Annotated in this window: 14 protein-coding genes; 10 read left to right on the forward strand and 4 right to left on the reverse strand. The window is 64.3% G+C overall.

All coding sequences use genetic code 11. The features are described 5' to 3' along the window. The first annotated feature begins 180 nt into the window (after nucleotides 1–180). From ACQRAG_RS11180 to ACQRAG_RS11225, 10 genes are all read left to right on the forward strand, one after another. On the forward strand, nucleotides 181–1,128 hold the full coding sequence (locus ACQRAG_RS11180; RefSeq protein ID WP_427803792.1) for a glycosyltransferase family 2 protein: 948 nt from the start codon (nucleotides 181–183) through the stop codon (nucleotides 1,126–1,128). 553 nt (nucleotides 1,129–1,681) lie between these two features. Next, nucleotides 1,682–2,983: an alanine/glycine:cation symporter family protein gene (locus ACQRAG_RS11185; RefSeq protein ID WP_168934815.1), complete on the forward strand. Its 1,302-nt coding sequence runs from the start codon at nucleotides 1,682–1,684 to the stop codon at nucleotides 2,981–2,983. A gap of 277 nt (nucleotides 2,984–3,260) precedes the next feature. After that, nucleotides 3,261–4,073: a cytochrome c3 family protein gene (locus ACQRAG_RS11190; protein WP_427803791.1), complete on the forward strand. Its 813-nt coding sequence runs from the start codon at nucleotides 3,261–3,263 to the stop codon at nucleotides 4,071–4,073. A gap of 10 nt (nucleotides 4,074–4,083) precedes the next feature. Next, nucleotides 4,084–5,355, forward strand: a complete 1,272-nt coding sequence (locus ACQRAG_RS11195) for an electron transporter RnfC (protein ID WP_427803790.1) — start codon at nucleotides 4,084–4,086, stop codon at nucleotides 5,353–5,355. Continuing rightward, nucleotides 5,355–6,314, forward strand: a complete 960-nt coding sequence (locus ACQRAG_RS11200; RefSeq protein WP_168934737.1) for an RnfABCDGE type electron transport complex subunit D — start codon at nucleotides 5,355–5,357, stop codon at nucleotides 6,312–6,314. Before ACQRAG_RS11195 ends, ACQRAG_RS11200 begins: the two co-directional genes overlap by 1 nt. A gap of 2 nt (nucleotides 6,315–6,316) precedes the next feature. Further along, on the forward strand, nucleotides 6,317–6,895 hold the full coding sequence (rnfG, locus tag ACQRAG_RS11205) for an RnfABCDGE type electron transport complex subunit G (RefSeq protein WP_006007236.1): 579 nt from the start codon (nucleotides 6,317–6,319) through the stop codon (nucleotides 6,893–6,895). A 10-nt stretch (nucleotides 6,896–6,905) separates the two neighbouring features. Further along, nucleotides 6,906–7,586 carry an electron transport complex subunit RsxE gene (gene rsxE / locus ACQRAG_RS11210; RefSeq protein WP_168934739.1) on the forward strand — a complete coding sequence of 227 codons (681 nt, stop codon included), beginning with the start codon at nucleotides 6,906–6,908 and terminating at the stop codon, nucleotides 7,584–7,586. Between the two features lie 27 nt (nucleotides 7,587–7,613). Continuing rightward, nucleotides 7,614–8,189 carry an electron transport complex protein RnfA gene (locus tag ACQRAG_RS11215; protein ID WP_168934740.1) on the forward strand — a complete coding sequence of 192 codons (576 nt, stop codon included), beginning with the start codon at nucleotides 7,614–7,616 and terminating at the stop codon, nucleotides 8,187–8,189. Nucleotides 8,190–8,238: 49 nt separating this feature from the next. Next, nucleotides 8,239–9,171, forward strand: coding sequence for an RnfABCDGE type electron transport complex subunit B (gene rnfB, locus ACQRAG_RS11220; RefSeq protein ID WP_006007242.1), 933 nt, complete (start codon nucleotides 8,239–8,241; stop codon nucleotides 9,169–9,171). Beyond that, nucleotides 9,164–10,192: an FAD:protein FMN transferase gene (locus tag ACQRAG_RS11225; protein ID WP_204625509.1), complete on the forward strand. Its 1,029-nt coding sequence runs from the start codon at nucleotides 9,164–9,166 to the stop codon at nucleotides 10,190–10,192. The genes rnfB and ACQRAG_RS11225 overlap by 8 nt, the downstream gene beginning before the upstream one ends. Nucleotides 10,193–10,508: 316 nt before the next feature. Here the strand turns inward: ACQRAG_RS11225 and ACQRAG_RS11230 are convergent, their stop codons facing one another. The 4 genes from ACQRAG_RS11230 to ACQRAG_RS11245 all read right to left on the reverse strand — a co-directional run bounded on the left by ACQRAG_RS11230 (nucleotide 10,509) and on the right by ACQRAG_RS11245 (nucleotide 17,446). Then, nucleotides 10,509–10,919: an OsmC family protein gene (locus ACQRAG_RS11230; protein ID WP_168934742.1), complete on the reverse strand. Its 411-nt coding sequence runs from the start codon at nucleotides 10,917–10,919 to the stop codon at nucleotides 10,509–10,511. 208 nt (nucleotides 10,920–11,127) lie between these two features. Then, nucleotides 11,128–12,438, reverse strand: coding sequence for a malic enzyme-like NAD(P)-binding protein (locus ACQRAG_RS11235; RefSeq protein WP_006007250.1), 1,311 nt, complete (start codon nucleotides 12,436–12,438; stop codon nucleotides 11,128–11,130). A 753-nt stretch (nucleotides 12,439–13,191) separates the two neighbouring features. Further along, nucleotides 13,192–13,695, reverse strand: a complete 504-nt coding sequence (panD, locus tag ACQRAG_RS11240) for an aspartate 1-decarboxylase (protein WP_168934744.1) — start codon at nucleotides 13,693–13,695, stop codon at nucleotides 13,192–13,194. A 184-nt stretch (nucleotides 13,696–13,879) separates the two neighbouring features. Next, a complete protein-coding gene (locus tag ACQRAG_RS11245; protein WP_168934745.1) occupies nucleotides 13,880–17,446 on the reverse strand; it encodes an FAD-binding and (Fe-S)-binding domain-containing protein in 3,567 nt (1,188 codons plus the stop codon). Between the last annotated feature and the right edge of the window lie 73 nt (nucleotides 17,447–17,519).

Consider the following 17,519-nt stretch of genomic DNA (forward strand, 5'->3'; position numbering starts at 1 on the left):
AATTATAAAAATAGACAATAGAATAGATGAAGTTTGCAAAAAAGAGTAGGAACAGGCTCAGGGCAAGAAAATCATTGGTAGACTGGCGCATATAAAAAAGGGTGTTATGGGGAATTTTATTTATCACTGTGCTGTCCGAGACAAAGGCACTATAGGCGCAGACCTGTGAGGAGACAATAGATGAAACTGCTTTCCCTGATTGTTCCGGTCCTCAACGAAGAAGAGGCCGTCCCACTGTTTTACGAGGCCGTGCAGGAAGTCCTGCGTGATGAGCCCTATGAGCTGGAGATTCTGTTTGTCGATGATGGTAGTACGGACAAAACACTGGAGATCATCGAAGGGCTCCATGTCCGGGATTCGCGTGTCCGCGGCATCTCCTTTTCGCGCAACTTCGGCAAGGAACTGGCATTGGCCGCAGGATTGCAGGCGGCCAGAGGGGATGCTGTGGTGCCCATGGACGTGGATTTGCAGGATCCGCCGACCCTGCTGAAGCAGTTTCTGCGTCTGTGGGAACAGGGCTATGAAACGGTCATAGGTGTACGCTCCCGACGTGATGCGGACAGCTGGGCAAAGCGTGTAAGCGCCGGGCTGTTCTACCGGCTGTTTAGCCGGTTGACCAAGGGGCGGGTCGTCCCCAATGCGGGGGATTATCGGCTCATGGATCGGGTCGTGGTGGATGCTCTGAACGCCTTGCCCGAACGTGTACGTTTCACCAAGGGCTTGTATGGCTGGGTGGGCTTCCGCAGTGCCATTGTGGAATATGAGCGTCCGGCCCGTGTAGCTGGCAGTAGCAAATGGCCGGGATGGAAGCTGTGGAACTTTGCGCTGGATGGCATCACTTCCTTCAGTACGCTGCCGTTGCGCCTGTGGAGCTATCTGGGAATGGTCGTGGCTCTGGCAGGCTTTTTCTATGCCGGATATCTTGTTTTCAAGACATTAGTCTGGGGGGTGGATGTGCCGGGCTATGCATCGCTGATGGTCGTGACCTTGTGCCTTGGCGGCCTGATATTGTGCTCTCTGGGGATCGTTGGGGAATATCTCGGACGTGTGTTTCAAGAGGTCAAGGGGCGGCCCCAGTATGTCATCCGGCGTCGCATCGGCTTGGGGGACAGCGGGAAAAAGCCATAGTAAAAAATTTTTTGAAATTTTTTTCAGGAAATTTTTCCGGAGGCTGCCGAAAAATGTGATGGCGCAGAGCTGCCGGAAATGTGCAGGCTGAAAAACTTTGTCACATTGATGATAGAGATTTCTGGACGCATATCGATTCTGATTCACAATGTACTTTTGACGTAGTAACACAAAAAAATAAAGTATATTTTGCATCATATACAGTTTTATGATGTTCATTTGTTTGGCTTGTTCGTTATTTCTTAAAGTGTATGGAAAGTCTTTTGACTGTTTGTGTGAACAGTCATGGCGGGACTATGTGCATTGCGTAACAAAGTGCGCGTTTTTCCGTGTAAAACCGGCGTAAAGCAGAGCCCGGCCCTTTGCAGCGATGGTGAAAGCGTGCTAGCGTGTTTTTGTGCCATCCGCTGTGGCACGGGCATTCCGGCCGGATGCAGAGGGCTGTCCGGGCGGAAGATATCAACGAGAGGACAGGGGCGAGCCCCGGGAGGATGGAAAAGTGGAGCTTTACAAGCTGTTGGAAACCTTTAACGGATTTTTGTGGTGTCCGGTCATGCTGGTGCTGCTGGTAGGCACGGGCATCTATCTGAATATAGCGCTGCGCTTTTTCTCCTTCCGCAACTGGGTACGAGCTTACAAGTGCCTGTGGCAGGGGCGGTCCCATCAGTCCGAACACGGCGAGATCTCGCCATGGAATGCCCTCATGACTGCTCTGGCCGCAGATATCGGTACCGGTAACGTAGTGGGCGTGGCCCTGGCCATCGCCGTGGGCGGCCCCGGCGCCCTGTTCTGGATGTGGGTCACGGCCCTGGTGGGTATGATGACCAAGTTCAGCGAAGTGCTGCTTTCCGTGCACTTCCGCGAAAAGACCCCCGCCGGCAACTGGGTGGGCGGCGCCATGTACTTCATCAAGAACGGCCTGGGCCCCAAATGGGTCTGGCTGGGCACCTGCTTTGCCGTGTTCGGCATCTGCGCCTGTATCGGTACGGGCGGCATGGTGCAGGCCAAGGCCATCACCGACAATATCTCCGGCACCTTCGGCCTGCCCACGTGGCTGTGCGGCCTGATCCTGGTGGGCCTGTGCGTGGCCGTGCTGCTGGGCGGCGTGCGCCGCATCGGCGCCGTGGCGGGCAAGATCGTGCCCTTCATGGCCATCATGTATGTCTTCATGTGTCTGCTCATCATCGGCATGAACATCGAAAAGGTCCCCTCCGTGTTCTGGTGGGTGATCTCCGACGCCTTCCAGCCCACGGCGGCCACCGGCGGTTTTGTGGGCGCCACGGTGATGATGGCCATCCGTCAGGGCATGGCCCGCGGTATCTTCTCCAACGAAGCCGGCCTGGGTACCGCTCCCATGGCCCACGCGGCCTCCACGGCCGAGACCCCGCTGGTGCAGGCCTCCATCGGCATGCTCGACGTCTTCATCGATACCATCATCGTCTGCAGCATGACGGGCTTCGTGATCCTGGTGACGGGCACCTGGACCGCCGGTTCCTCCGCCGCCAGCATGATGACCTCCATGGCCTTCGAACAGGCGCTGCCCGGTGTGGGCCAGTTCGCGGTCACCATCTGTCTGACTTTCTTCGCCTTCACCACCATCCTCGGCTGGTGTGTGTACGGTGAACGCTGCGCCATCTACCTGTTCGGCGACCGGGCCCAGATGGTCTTCCGCCTGGTGTACTGCCTGGCGGTGGGCGTGGGTTCCGTCCTGGCCCTGGATGCCGTGTGGCTCCTGGCCGATACCTGCAACGCCCTTATGGCGCTGCCCAACCTTACCGGTGTCCTGCTGCTGAGCCCCGTGCTGTTCAAGATCGTACGGGACGAGGTGGCCCGGGACGACCGTTTCGTCGTGTAGGCAACCGGGGGGCGGGCCCCGGGCCCGCCCCTTTGCAACATATTCCATGACATAGCCTGAGGAAGGCAGCCTTCGGGCCGGCGCTCTCCGTCATCGGGGAGCGGGTCTTGGCGCTCACCCTGAAAACGGCCTTTTCCATGGAAAAAGACCGGCAGGGAGAAGGCTGCGGAGCTGGCAAGGGCGCAGCGGCGTCTCCGTGACGGTCCGGCATGACGGACTGCCGGCCGGGACGCCGGAGGCTCCCATCCCGTTCACCTTTTGGAAGAGGGGCAAGGCATTGCAAAAACGTTACCTTTCCATCGCCATCCTGACGGCCGTCCTGGCCGTGACGGGGATCGCCGGCTATCTGCTGCCGGCGGGCCCGGTCGCGGGGGACAAGGAACCTGCCACGCGTCGCATCCTGTTCGACAATGCGGGCGGTCCCGTGGTCTTCGACCATCAGAAGCACAGCCGTCTGCTCAAGGAAGATTGCGCCACCTGCCACCACGAGAGCCTGCAGAAGACGCCCGACAAGGCCATGGCCTGTGCCAGCTGCCACGGCGTGGCCCTGGACGATGCCTTCAAGGCGGGGCATGCCAAGAGCTATCCGGCGGAAAGCTGTGTGACCTGCCACCATTACGAACTGGCGGCCAAGGACTGGGGGCACCAGCAGCACAGCGAGGACTTTGGCGTGGACTGCACCTCCTGCCACCATGCCGACACGAACATCGAGCCCGAACCGCAGAGCTGCGCCAACTGCCATGAGGCCGGGGCCCGGCCCACCAACAAGGCTGCCGAGCCCGGCACGCCGCCGGTGCTGGCCGATGCCGTGCACGCGCGCTGCGCGGCCTGCCATCAGGATCTGTTCGGCAAGGCCAAGAACTGCGCTTCCTGCCATGAGCTGAAGCCCACGCGCAAGGATGAGACTGCCGTGAAGGGCAAGGTGAACGCCCTGTATGCCGACTGCACGGTCTGCCATGTGAAGAAGACGCCGGACAAGCTGATCCCCGGCCGTATGGACGCCTTCCACGGCCAGTGCATGGGCTGTCATGAAAAGCTCGGCAAGGGCCCCTTCGGCAAGGACAAGTGTGCCCAGTGCCATACCAAGTAGTGAGGCGGGTATGAAAGAAGTATTCCAGATGTTGAAGGACCCGCGTTTCCACCTGGTGTACGGGGTGACGCAACGCTACAGCAACGGCCCGGAACCGCGCCGCGTGCGCCTCAACCGCGAGGGCTACAAGCTCGTGGAAGGCGTGACCAAGAAAGCCCTGGTCTACCCGCGCATGCGCCTGGCGGTGCATCCTTCGCCGCTCAAGGGGGACGCGTTCTCGCCCATCTTCGGCCGCATCACCGACGTGACCGAGCGCAGCCTCTTCGTGGAGGCCATCGAGCCCGACGAGGCCCTGCGCGCCCTGGCCGACGGCGTGGAGAAGGTGGACCTGATCAATGACGAACGCACGGGCCAGGAACTGGCCGTGCTGCTCAAGAGCCTGGGCCTGAACACCAAGAGCCTGGGCCAGCAGTGCGAGACCCTGATCATCAACGGCCTCAACCCCGACCCCGGCGTCACCTGGGCCGAGCCCATGCTGCTGACCCACCAGGGCACGCTGCGGGCCGGTCTGGCCGTGCTGCGCCGCCTTTCCCCGGCCAAACGCATCCTGCTGGCCGTGCCGCGCGAGATGCACCTGCACTTCGACGACGTGGAAGTGGTGCGCGTGACGGCCCGCTATCCGGCCAGCGTCGATGCCCTGCTGGGCAAGAGCGTCACCGGCAAGGAAAAGCCCGAAGGCGTGGGCGTGGTGGGGCTCCACAATGTCTGGAGCCTGGGCCGCGTGGCCCGCACGGGCCTGCCGCTCATCGAGTCGGTCATCACCCTGGGCAGCTACACCCACTCCGGCAACTATATCGTCAAGGAAGGCAGCATGCTGGGCGAGCTGCTGGAATTCGCCCACATCAAGCTCAACAGCGGCGACACCCTGGTTCGCGGCGGCCCGCTGCGCGGCGAGAGCATCGACCGCCTGGACCGCAGCATCACCAAGGGGGCCACGGGCGTCTTCGTGGTGGAGGCCGGTACCGTGCCGCCCATGGAAGGCCACAGCCCCTGCATCAACTGCGGCGCCTGCGTGCTGATCTGTCCCGCGCGCCTGAGCCCCAGCATGCTGAGCCGCAACGCGGAATTCGCCCTGCACGAGCGCTGCCGCGACGAACACGTGGACTGCTGTCTGGAATGCGGCCTGTGCGGTTATGTCTGCATCGCCCGCCGTCCGGTCCTGCAATACATCCGTCTGGCCAAGCACAAGCTGGCCCAGGCCGATGAGGCCCGCCGTCTGAAAGAACGGGAGCTGCGTCCCGCGGCGCAGCCTGCCGCCGAAGCCAAGGAAGGAGAAAACTGATGCCCGCTGCCGCTCAATCTTCCGTTTTGCTGGCCATGAGCGCCCCGCCGTACTGGCATTGCGGGCGCACCGTGCGCCGCCAGAGCCTGATGACCCTCGCGGCCCTGCTGCCTGCCGTCATCGGGGCCGTCTGGACCTGGGGCCTGCCCGCCGTACGCGTCATGTCCCTGTGTGTGGCCGTGGCCGTGCTCACCGAGGCCGCCTGCCAGAAACTCATGGGCCGCGAGCTGGCCATCGACGACTACACGGCCGTCTGTTCCGGCCTGCTGCTGTCCTTCATGCTGCCGGCCGACGCCCCCTGGTGGATCGCGGTCATGGCGCCGCTCATCGCCATCAGCCTGGGCAAGATGGCCTTTGGCGGTCTGGGCGCCAACCCGGTCAACACCTCCGTGGTGGGCTGGGCCGTGCTCTTCGTCTCCTTCCCCCTGTTCATGGAACCCAATGCCGTGCAGCTCAACGCCGCGTCCATGGTGGACCCGCTGGTGCGGCTCAAGTTCTTCGGCTGGGCCGATGCCGGCAGCATCCCCCTGCAGGACCTGCTGCTGGGCCAGCAGATCAACGGCCTCGGCGCCGGGCAGGTGGGGGCGCTCTTCCTGGGCGGCTCCCTGCTGGCGGCCCGCGGCATCATCCGCTGGCAGATCGCCCTGGGCTTCTTTGCCGGGGTGGCCGGCCTGGCCGCGCTCTTCTGCATGAGCAGCCCCGCCACCGACGCCTCGCCCCTGTTCCATCTGTGCACGGGCTCGGTCATGCTGGGCGGTTTCTTCCTCATCACCGATCCGGCCAACGCGCCGTCGCGCCCCCTGCCCATGTTCCTATACGGCCTGCTGGGCGGCGCGCTGGTGATGACCATCCGCAAGTACGGCATCTACCTTGACGGTGTGCCCTTTGCCATCCTGCTGGCCAATCTGGTGGCCCCGCTGCTGGATTCCATCCGGCCCAAACCTTTTGGAGTGCGCTAGCCATGGCCGATATCCTGCGAATGATCGTCGTCCTGTCAGCCCTGTGCGGCCTTTCGGGCTTTGCCCTGTCCTACCTCAAGATGGTCACTGCGCCCGTCATCGAGGAACAGGTGCTGACCTATGTGCAGGGACCGGCCATTGCCGGGGTGTTCACTGATATCGACAACCAGCCCATCGCCGACCGCAAGGCCTTCGAGACCGAGAAAGGCCGGGTGCTGGTCTTTCCCGCCATGCGTGACGGGAAGCTGGTGGGCGTGGCCCTGGAAGCCAAGGGCAAGGGCTACGGCGGTGACGTGGGCGTGATGGTGGGCTTCAATGTGGCCAACGACACGCTGGCGGGCATCGGCACCACCACCCTCAAGGAAACGCCCGGTCTGGGCATGCGTATCGCGGAGCCCGGCTTCACCGGGCAGTTCAGGGGCATCGCCGCGCCGGTGGGCCTCAAGAGCCAGGGGGGCAGCATCGACGGCATCTCCGGCGCCACCATCTCCTCTTCGGGTGCGGTGACGGCCGTGAACCTGGCCGCCGAGGCCTACAAGGCCCTCAAGCCTGAAATCCTCAAGACCTGGGGCAACAAATAAGGAGCCGGCCATGAGCAGCGTCATGCAAGAATTCACCAAGGGGCTGTGGAAGGACCTGCCGCCCTTCCGGCTGGTGCTTGGTCTGTGTCCCACGCTGGCGGTCACCAACTCCGCCAACAACGGCCTGGGCATGGGTGCGGCGGTCATCTTCGTGCTCGTGCTCTCCAACATGATCATTTCCATGGTGCGCGGCATCATCCCCAAGAAAGTGCGCATCGCCTGCTTCATCGTCATCGCGGCCTCGCTGGTGGTGGCGGTGGAACTGCTCATGCAGGCCTATGCCTATCCGCTCTACCAGCAGCTGGGCATCTTCGTGCCGCTCATCGTGGTGAACTGCATCATCCTGGCCCGCGCCGAGGCCTTCGCCGCCAAGAACGGCGTGGCCGCCTCGGTGGCCGACGGCCTGGGCATCGGTCTGGGCTTCACCATGTCGCTGACCTTCCTGGGCTCGCTGCGCGAGATCCTGGGCAACGGCACCTGGTTCGGCCACCCGGTCATGTGGGACGGCTTCCAGCCGTTCGCCATCATGGTGCAGGCCCCCGGCGCCTTCATCTGCCTGGGCCTCATCCTGGCCACCATGAACGTCATCAATGTCTGGCAGGCGCGCCGCAAGGGCGGCCAGGTGGTGGAAACCTCCAGCTGCGGCGGCTGCAAGGCGTGCAGCATGCTCCAGCAGCGTCAGGAACAGTAGCCCGCGGGCTTTCGCAAGGATGCGCGTATGGATATCTTCCAGCTTTTCATCTCGGCCATCTTCGTCAACAACATCGTGCTGGCCCAGTACCTGGGCAACTGCCCCTACCTTGGCTGCTCCAAGGAAAAAGGCGTGGCCCTGGGCATGGGCGGCGCGGTGATCTTCGTCATCATCGTGGCCACGGCCTGCACCTGGCTCATGCAGCGTTACGTGCTGGAGCCCTTTGGCCTGGGCTACCTGCAGACCATCGTCTTCATCGTGGTCATCGCCTCGTTGGTGCAGTTCGTGGAGATGTTCCTCAAGAAGATGGTGCCGCCCCTGTATGCGGCCCTGGGCATCTTCCTGCCGCTGATCACCACCAACTGCGCCGTCATGGGCGTGGCCATCCTGGTGCAGCGCGAGGAATACGACTTGCTCACCTCCGTACTGTACGGCGGGGCCTCGGCCGTGGGCTTCACCCTGGCCCTCCTGCTCATGGCGGGCATCCGCGAGCGGCTGGATACCTGCCGTCTGCCCAAGGCCATGGCCGGGACGCCCATCGCCCTCATCATGGCCGGCCTGATGTCGCTGGCTTTCATGGGCTTCAAGGGCATGGCGCAATAACGCGGACTACGGGCTTTTGACTGCCGCTGGGCGGCAAGGAGAGGCATATATGGTTTTCGTTTCCATCATCACCCTGTTCGGATTGGGGCTCGTGGCCGCCATCCTGCTGTCCATCGCCTCGCGCGTCTTCTACGTCAAGGAAGACCCGCGGGTGGAGGCCGTGCTGGAGGTCCTGCCCGGGGCCAACTGCGGTGGTTGCGGCTTTGCCGGCTGCGAAGGCTACGCCGCGGCCGTGGTCTCCGATCCCGACATCCCGGCCAACAAATGCTGCGCCGGCGGTGCCGATACGGCCATCGCCGTGGGCGAGCTGACCGGCAAGACCGTGGCCGAGGCGGAACCCCTGTTCTCGCTGCGGCGCTGTGACAAGCTGGCCGGCAACGTGGCCCTGCGCTACCAGTACCAGGGCATGCCCTCCTGCGCGGCGGCGGCCATGCTGCGCGGCGGCACCGATACCTGCCACTGGTCCTGCATGGGCTTCGGCGACTGCGTGCAGGTCTGCCCCTTCGACGCCATGCAGGTCAAGGACGGCGTGGTGCGCGTGGACATGTCCCGCTGCACGGGCTGCGGCATGTGCGTGTCGGCCTGCCCGCGCGGAGTGCTGGAGCTGGTGCCGCGCCGCCATCGTGTGGCCGTGTTCTGCAATACGCGCGACAAGCTGCGTGCCGTGACCGAAGTCTGCGACGCGGGCTGCATCAATTGCGGCCGCTGCGCCAAGGCCTGTCCGGCCAAGGCCGTGAGCAACGTGGCCGGGCGCATGGTGGTGGACCAGATCAAGTGTGTTTCTTACGGGCCCGATTGCGGTGAGGCCTGCGTGGAGGCCTGTGCCCGCCACATCCTGCGGCGAACCTGCCCCACGGGTATCGAGGCCGCCAATGTGGCCAGGATGAAGGATGACAGCGATGGCGACGGCGCTGCTGGGGGCGGCACCGTGCCTGTGACCGGAAAGAATGACCGCCCCGCACAGGAGAACTGCAATGCCTAAGACCTCTCGCCGAGATTTTTTGCGCTGGACGCTGGCCGGCAGCGGCCTGCTGCTGGCCGGTGCGGCCTCCGTCCTGGAGCCCGCGCCCGCCCGGGCCGTGACGCGCCTTGGCGCGCCCACGCAGCAGACGGCCCTGTTCATGGGCACCATGGTGAGCATCACCGTGGCCTGTCCCTCGTCCACCCAGGCCCACGATGCCATGGATCTGGCCTTTGCCGAGGGGCGTCGTCTGGAAGCCCTGCTGACCCGGCATGACGCGGCGGCCCCCCTGGGCGTGCTCAACAGCCAGGGCAGCCTGCGTGACGTGCCGCCCGAGCTGCTCAATGTCTGGCAGCGGGCCCACGGCATCTGCCATCTGACCGGCGGTGCCTTCGATGCCACTGTCCTGCCCCTGGTGCGCCTGCTGGAGAGCCGCAGCAATCCCGAAGGCGAGCTGGAGCTGCCCGAGAGCGACCTGCGCGAGGCCCTGGCCCTGGTGGATACCGAGGCCGTGTACGCCGGTCGCGACGGGATGCGTCTGGAACGGCAGGGCATGGGCCTGACCCTGGACGGCATCGCCAAGGGGCATATCGTGGATGCCATGTCCGCCGTGCTGCTGCGCGCGGGCTGCGAGAACCATCTCATCAATGCCGGCGGCGACATCCTGGCGCGCGGTCACAAGGCCCCGGGCGTGTTCTGGCGCGTGGCCGTGGAAGATCCGGAAAAGCGCGGCCACTACCCGCAGGTGCTGGAGCTGTACAATCAGGCCATCGCCACGTCCGGCGGCTATGAGATGCACTATGACGCCGAGGGGCGCCATCACCATCTGCTGGACCCGTCCACCGGGCGGAGCCCCGTGCTGGGCAGCATGAGCGTGCTGGCCGCCACCTGCATGCAGGCCGATGCACTGGCCACCGGCCTGTCCGTCCTGCCCGCCGGGGAGGCCCTGACGCTGGCCGACAGCCTTTCGGGCTGCGCCTGCGGCCTGCTGCGCCGGGACGGCCGCCTGCAGGTCTCCCGCCGCTGGCCTGCGGAAGCCTGATACTGATCGTTCATGGATGCAAAAAGCCCGTCCCCCCAGGGGACGGGCTTTTTCCGTTTCCGGCACCGGCCGTTCCTGTTCCCCATCCCGGCAAGCCGCTCTCCGCGATCTGCCGCGGTATCCTGCCGCCGGGCCTCAAAAGGGCACGGCAAAAGGAGGCAAGAGGGGAGGAGGAAACAACGTCCGGGACGCCTTTCGGCCGCTGGCGGCCATCCGGGGAGAGCGACCTGGTCCGCCGCATCCGGCGGCTGCCGCAAGGCATGAAAAAAGGGAGGACGTCGTCCTCCCTTTTTTGTCATGTCGTGCGCCGGGTGCCCTAGCGGCTCCACTTGAAGGTGAAGACCTGCTCGGTATCGGGGTGCAGGCTCAGATGCACGGGGCAGGTATGGGCGGCCCGTTCGATCATGGTCTTTTCCTTTTCGGAGAACTCACGGTCGGGCATGTTGAAGATGATCTCGATCTTGCCGATGCGGCGCGGATTGGCGCTCATGGTCTTGCTGATCTCGATGGTGGTGCCGGTCACGTCCACGCCGTGGTTCCGGCCGTAGATGCCGATGATGGTCATGGCGCAAGCGGCCAGGGCCGTGGCGCAAAGGTCGGTGGGGCAGAAGGCCTCGCCCTTGCCGTTGTTGTCCTTGGGGGCGTCGGTGACGAGCACGGTACCGCTCTGCTGGTGCACGCATTCCACGCGCAGGTCGCCGAGATATTTGGCGGTGATGTCTGCCATGGGGGAACTCCTTTTTTGCCCCAGAATGCCCTGTCCGCTCCCCGGACGCAAGAGGTATGTCCGTAGTCAGGGAAAACGGTTTCGAGGCTTCTGGGGGCCTTGTGGCGTTATGCCGGGCCATGTCCGGGATGCCGGACCGTTCCGGCCATGAAAAAAGGGGAGGCGGCTGCCTCCCCGTACGTTCGGAACAGCGGGATCGTTCGCTGCCTTAATCGTTGGCCAGACGGGCGGCGTCGGCGCGACGGCGCATGCGGGCCACGCGTTCGCGCAGACCGGCGCGGTAGGCGTCCAGATCCTCGATGCGGGCGCGGGCCACGCCGCTTTCCATGGCGGCACGGGCCACGGCGGGCGTCACCCATTCGATGATGCGCGGATCCAGCGGGCTGGGGATGATGTAGTCGGGGCCGAAGCTGAACTTCTTGCCGCCGTAGGCCTTGCTCACCTCTTCGGGCACGTCTTCGCGGGCCAGCATGGCCAGGGCCTCGGCAGCGGCCAGCTTCATGGCTTCGTTGATCTCCGTGGCCTGCACGTCCAGGGCGCCGCGGAAGATGAAGGGGAAGCCGGACACGTTGTTGATCTGGTTGGGGCAGTCGGAGCGGCCGGTGCCCATGAGCAGGTCGTCACGGGCGGCCTTGGCTTCGGCGTAGGTGATCTCGGGCACGGGGTTGGCGCAGGCAAAGATCACGGGATGCGAGGCCATGCTGCGCACCATGTCCTGCGTGACCAGACCGGGCTTGGACAGGCCCAGGAACACATGGGCGCCCTGCATGGCTTCGGCCAGGGTGGCGTCCTTTTCCTGCGCGAAGGCGGCCTTGGTGGGATGCAGCTTGTCCTGGCGGCCCTTGTGGATCAGGCCCTTGCTGTCGAACATCCAGATGTTCTCGCGCTTGACGCCCAGGCTGACGTAGAAGTTGGCGCAGGCGATGCCGGCGGCACCGGCGCCCACCACCACGACCTTCATGTCTTCCATCTTGCGGCCGGCGATGTGGGCCGCGTTGATGAGGCCCGCGCCGGAGATGACGGCGGTGCCGTGCTGGTCGTCATGGAAGACGGGGATGTTCATGATCTCCTTGAGCTTCTGTTCGATGTAGAAGCATTCGGGAGCCTTGATGTCTTCCAGGTTGATGCCGCCGAAGGTGGGCTCCAGGGTCTTGACCACGTTGATGAGCTCGTCGGGATCGGTGGTGGCCAGCTCCAGGTCGAAGACGTCCACGTCGGCGAACATCTTGAAGAGCATGCCCTTGCCTTCCATGACGGGCTTGCCCGCCAGGGGGCCGATGTTGCCCAGGCCCAGCACGGCCGTACCGTTGCTGACCACGGCCACCAGATTGCTGCGGGCGGTGAGGCTGGCCGCGGCGGCGGGATCGGCCTCGATGGCGCGGCAGGCATCGGCCACGCCGGGCGAATAGGCCAGGGTCAGGTCGTCCTGGGTCTCGCCCCGCTTGGAGGGCAGCACTTCCACCTTACCGGGGCGGGGCTCCGCATGATATTTCCAGACATCTTCCTTGGTATAGCTCATAGTATCCTCTGCTGCTCGGCTGGAGCGGTGAGATAGTGAAAAACGGGCCCGGACAGGCGTGGGGACAGCGTTCTCCTGTTTGCATGGCTCCTTGATCGGAGCGGGGAGGAACGCGCGCTCTCGCGCCGTGACGGGCGTTTTCGGCCCCGGGCCGCGGGACATGGCCGTATGCCATGCGATCGCCCGGCCAACACATGAGTATAAAAATCCGTTGCCGCTTTCGCAAGTGCGGGCAGGGGGGCGGACGTGGCTGGTTTCGGGGGGAAGGAGGGACCCTTGGCCGGCGCACAAGGGGCCCTCCTTCCCCCCGAGCCCCCCCATCCTCCCCCCAACGCGCTTTTTTCAGAAGGATGGACGGGTGGTGTGGCGCGGCAGACTGCGCGCCTCTGATGGTCCCCCGGTACTGTGGGAGAGGGGCAATGGAAAATATGGCGGGATGCCCGCTACTTCCGCAGGATGTAGGGAGTAGGTCACCTATGGAGCGGGGACGGGAAGAGGACGACCGATGTCCCTAGGTGCGCCGTTTTGTTCCGGCATGCGGGGCGGGGCATCAGCGGGGCAGGGGAGGGAGGAGCGCCGTCAGACGGGCTCCTTGTGCGGGGACTTGGAAGGCTGGAGAAGACACGAGGGGAAGGGGAGATTTTCCACCGGAGACGGCCGGAGGCGGTCGCAGGGCCATTGCCCGTCATGACGCGGTCGCTCCGGGCATCGACAGCGCGATGGCCTCCCCTTCCCCTCTGATAAAAGAACTATCTAGCCGATCCATTCCTGGCCGGTGGCCATGTCCATGATGACGAATTCCGTGCCGTCGCCCTTGGCGGCCACGCGGTATTCCAGCTTCTCGGCCACACGGTTGGGCAGCTCGCCGCTCTGGTCGAAGGTCAGCACCCGGCAAGAGAAGCCGTCGTGATAGTCGCTGACGGGGATCTCGCGGGAAGAGGCCACGATGATCTCGTCGCCCACCTGACAGGTACGGGCCGCGGCGCCGTTGAGGCAGACCACGCCGCTGCCGCGCGGGCCGGGCAGCACATAGGTCTCGATGCGGGAACCGCTGTGCTTGTTCCAGATGTAGACGTATTCCAGCGGCAGCAGATGGGCCGCTTCGAGGATGTCGGTGTCGATGGTGATGGAGCCGTGGTAGTTGAGCTTGGATTCCGTGACCACGATACCGTGCAGCTTGGCGCCTACGACGCGGATGGTGCCCTGCCCCTGGGGCTGGACACCCACCAGCATACGGGTGACTTCTTTTCTTTCCATGTGGTTCCCCTTGGGGGACCTGTCCGTCATGCGGCAGAACGTACCGCCGGGCAGGGTCTGGAGGAGCCGTCGGGCTCCTTGTGGACGATTTTGAAGAATGAGGGAGCATGAAGGGGGAAGGGGACTTTTCCAGCGGAAAACGTTCCCTTCCCCCCTCATATCATTTCATCGTCATCATTCTCGTCTAGCACTGGACGATGCGCACGTCGCCGCGGGTCTCGTTGGCGCGGCGGCGGAAGCGCTGGCGGCGGTCCTCACCGTCCACTTGGTTGGCCAGCCATTCCAGCACGTGCAGCACGGGGTGCTTTTCCTTGAGCTGGATGAGGCAGCGGGCGATGCCGATCTTGCAGGAGGGGCAGCCCACCAGGATGGGCCCGGCGTAGCAGGCGCCGGTCTGCGGCTGGGGCTCGAAGGCCTGGGCCAGGCGTTCCTTTTTGCGGGCGCGCAGCAGGTTGTAGATGGTGGGGGAGGTCACGGCGCCCATGCCGGACTCGCCGCAGCAGCCGGGGATGGTGGAGACCTTGACCTTGCAGAGCTGTTCCAGGGCGCCGGTAAGCTGGGCCTGTCCCTTGAGGGTGGGCACGCCCGCCCATTCGCAGTGGCAGGCCGCGTGATAGAGCACATTGGTGCCGGGGGCCACCGGGGCTTCCATGCCCTCGTGCTGCAGCAGGGGCAGGACGATCTGGCTCACGTCCTTCTGTTCCAGCTGCGGGAACTGCTCGTTGAGCTTCATGCGGGCCAGGCTGTCGCGGCAGGAACCGCAGGCCGTGGCCAGATAGCGCACATCGAAGCCCTGCTTGATGAGGTTGCGCAGCATGGAGGCCAGATACTGGCGGTTCTGGGCCATGTTGTCTTCGTATTCGGTATCCATGCCCGCGGCCAGCAGGGGATAGCCGCAGCACAAATGGCGCGGCGGCACGGCCACGGCGTGGCCGGTGTGCAGCAGCAGCATGATGGCGGCCAGACCGATGCGGTCATAGAAGAGCGAACCGCCGCAGCCGGGGAAGTAGAGCACGCAGGGCATGCCCGGCGTCACTTCCCTGGGCGCGAACACGGAACCGCGGTGCAGGCGCAGGGATTCGTACAGGTTGGTGTAGCCCATCTTGGGGCCGCTGCCCGCAAAGATGGGGCTCTGCATGCGCTTCTTCCACACGGAGGGCACCACGCCCAGCAGCTTGTTCTGCACCTTCTGGCCCAGCGAGGCCATCTTGGCCGCCTTGGGCACGCGGGACGAAACGTCATGCACCAGCCATTCCAGGGCACGCTTCTTGATGGGATGACCGCCGGCGTTCTCGTGTTCCAGCAGGGAGCGCAGGGTCAGGGCCACCTCGCCGGACGGGATCTTGACCGGGCAGTTGGCCAGGCAGCGGCCGCAGGCCGTGCAGTGTTCCACCAGGTCGCGCAGCCAGCGCAGCAGGTTGTCGTCGATGGCGCCCTTGTTGACCTGCGAGTAATAGACGGCTTCCAGCAGCATGCCCAGCACCATGTTCTTGTTGCGGGGGTGGTACTGCATGGAACGCTCGGGGTAGCACATGGAGCAGACCTGCTTGCACTTGCCGCAGCGGGTGCAGACCTGCACCGTGGACAGCAGGCTGATGAGCTTTTCCTTGTCCGGCAGACCGCTGGCGTGGATGTCGTTGATGAGCCGGTTGAAGGAGAAGGTGAAGGGACGCACGGGCAGTTCGCGATGCACCAGCTTGGCCGGGTTCATGACGTCGCGGGGGTCCACGCGTTCCTTGAAGGCGCGCAGGGCGTCCATCTTGCTCTTGCCGAGGAAGGAGATCTTGGTGATGCCGATGCCGTGCTCGCCGGAGACCTCGCCGCCCATCTCCTGGCATTCGGCCATGACGCGGGCCGCGGTCTCTTCGGCCTCTTCCAGCATATGGGCGTCGTTGGAGTTGACCGGGATGTTCACATGGCAGTTGCCGTCACCGGCATGCATGTGGCTGGCCACCACGATGCGGCTGGCTTCCATGTAATCGCGGATCTTGCCGATCTTCTTGTCCAGATGGGCGTACTTCTGGCCCATGCCGGCCAAAAAGGCCTCGGCGCGCTTCCAGAGCTCGGTATCGGAAAGCTCGGCCTGCGGGTTGTCGCCGGACGCCACCTTGGAGGCAAAGGAGAACTCGCGGTTGAATTCCTTGTCTTCCATGGGGAAGCCGGGCAGGCGGCCCACTTCCTGCAGGGCGTGGCGGTAGGCCTGGGCCGTGCATTCCAGGTTGAGCTGTTCGAGGAAGAGGGCGAAGTCCGGGATGCGGTCCATGGGGATGACCACGTCCTCGTTGAGCTTGAAGCCGGAGGTGCGCTTGGCGATGGCCGACAGGCGGTGCCGGTCTTCCCAGAAGCGTTCGCCTTCCTTGTCGTCCTGGGCCACGATGATGTCCACGTTGTCCTGTTCTTCCACCACGCAGACGATGTCGTTGACGCACTTGTCCAGCAGGTAGGGGTCGTCACCGTCCACCTGGAGGATGATGACCGAGATGGGCAGGCCCTCATACTTCTGGGACTTGCGCTTGTACTCGATGGCCTGCACGTACTTGGCGTTGAATTCTTCCAGGGCGGACAGATGGGCGTAGTCGCCTTCCTGACGGATGCGGTTGCGCAGGCCCACCAGCTCGCGCACCACCACGGCGGCGGGGTGCATGGAGCGGCCGAAGAATTCCAGCACCATGACGCGCTTGAACTTGGGCTTGGGATGGATGATGAAGCAGGCCTCGGTGATGATGCCGTCCACGCCTTCCTTCTGCATGCCGGGCAGGCCGCCCAGGGCCTTGTTGGTCACGTCCTTGCCCAGGCCGGGCAGGCGGATCTCGTCGCCGCGCAGGTGGATGACGTTGCGCACGCCGCCGCTGATGTCCTTGACCACGAACACGGCCGTTTCTTCGGGCAGGATCTTGTGACGGGGATGGTTCTCGCGTTCCACGCTGATGATCTCGCCCGTGGGGGTGACCATGCGCCACCAGAGCAGGTTGTCCAGGGTGGTGCCGTATTCGAAGGCGCTGGGGCCGCCGGCGTTCTCGGAGACGTTGCCGCCGATGGACGAGGCCTGTTTGGAGGCCGGGTCCACGGAGAAGAGCGCTCCGGCCGCGTCCACGGCCTTGATGACGTTCTGGGTGATGGCGCCGGCTTCCACGGTGACGGTCATGTTCTCAAGGTCGATGGGGCCGATCTTGGTCAGACGGGTGAGGCTGACGATGACCGTACGCTTGCGGGCCGGCACGGCGCCGCCGGTCATGCCGGAGCCGCCGCCGCGCGGGATGAGGGCAAACTTCATGTCATTGGCCAGCTTCACCAGGGCAGCCACCTGCTCGGCGCTGTCGGGTTCCACCACCAGCAGGGGCAGTTCCATGCGCAGGTCCGTGGCGTCCGTGGCCGAGGCCACCAGGGCGGAGGGCGAGGAAAGGATGCACTCGTTGGGCAGGATGTTGCGCAGGGCGGAGATCAGCTCTTCGCGGAAGCTGCGTTCGGCCTCGTAAGCGGACCAGAACATGGTGATGCCTTCGCCGATGGCGTTGGCGAAATAGTGGGCCAGGGCCATGGATTCCCGTTCGAAGCGGGCGTGCACGCTGTTGCGCACGGTCTCCACGTTGATGAAGGGGTTGTAGGCCACCAGGAACAGTTCTTCGGCAATGGCAATGGCCAGATGCCGCACAGACTCGGGCCACTCCGCGAAGTCGTCGATATTGATACGCAGGATGCGGTTGACCACATAGTCAGGTGAGATGGATATGTGCGGACCCTTGTGAGCCATGGCGTAGGTACCTCGTTGTCTTCTGCATTTTCCTTGTGCACGGGCCCGGCGGGCCGGATGCACAAGTGGAGAA

The sequence above is a fragment of the Desulfovibrio sp. SGI.230 genome, assembly GCF_050313065.1.
Lineage (GTDB): Bacteria > Desulfobacterota > Desulfovibrionia > Desulfovibrionales > Desulfovibrionaceae > Desulfovibrio.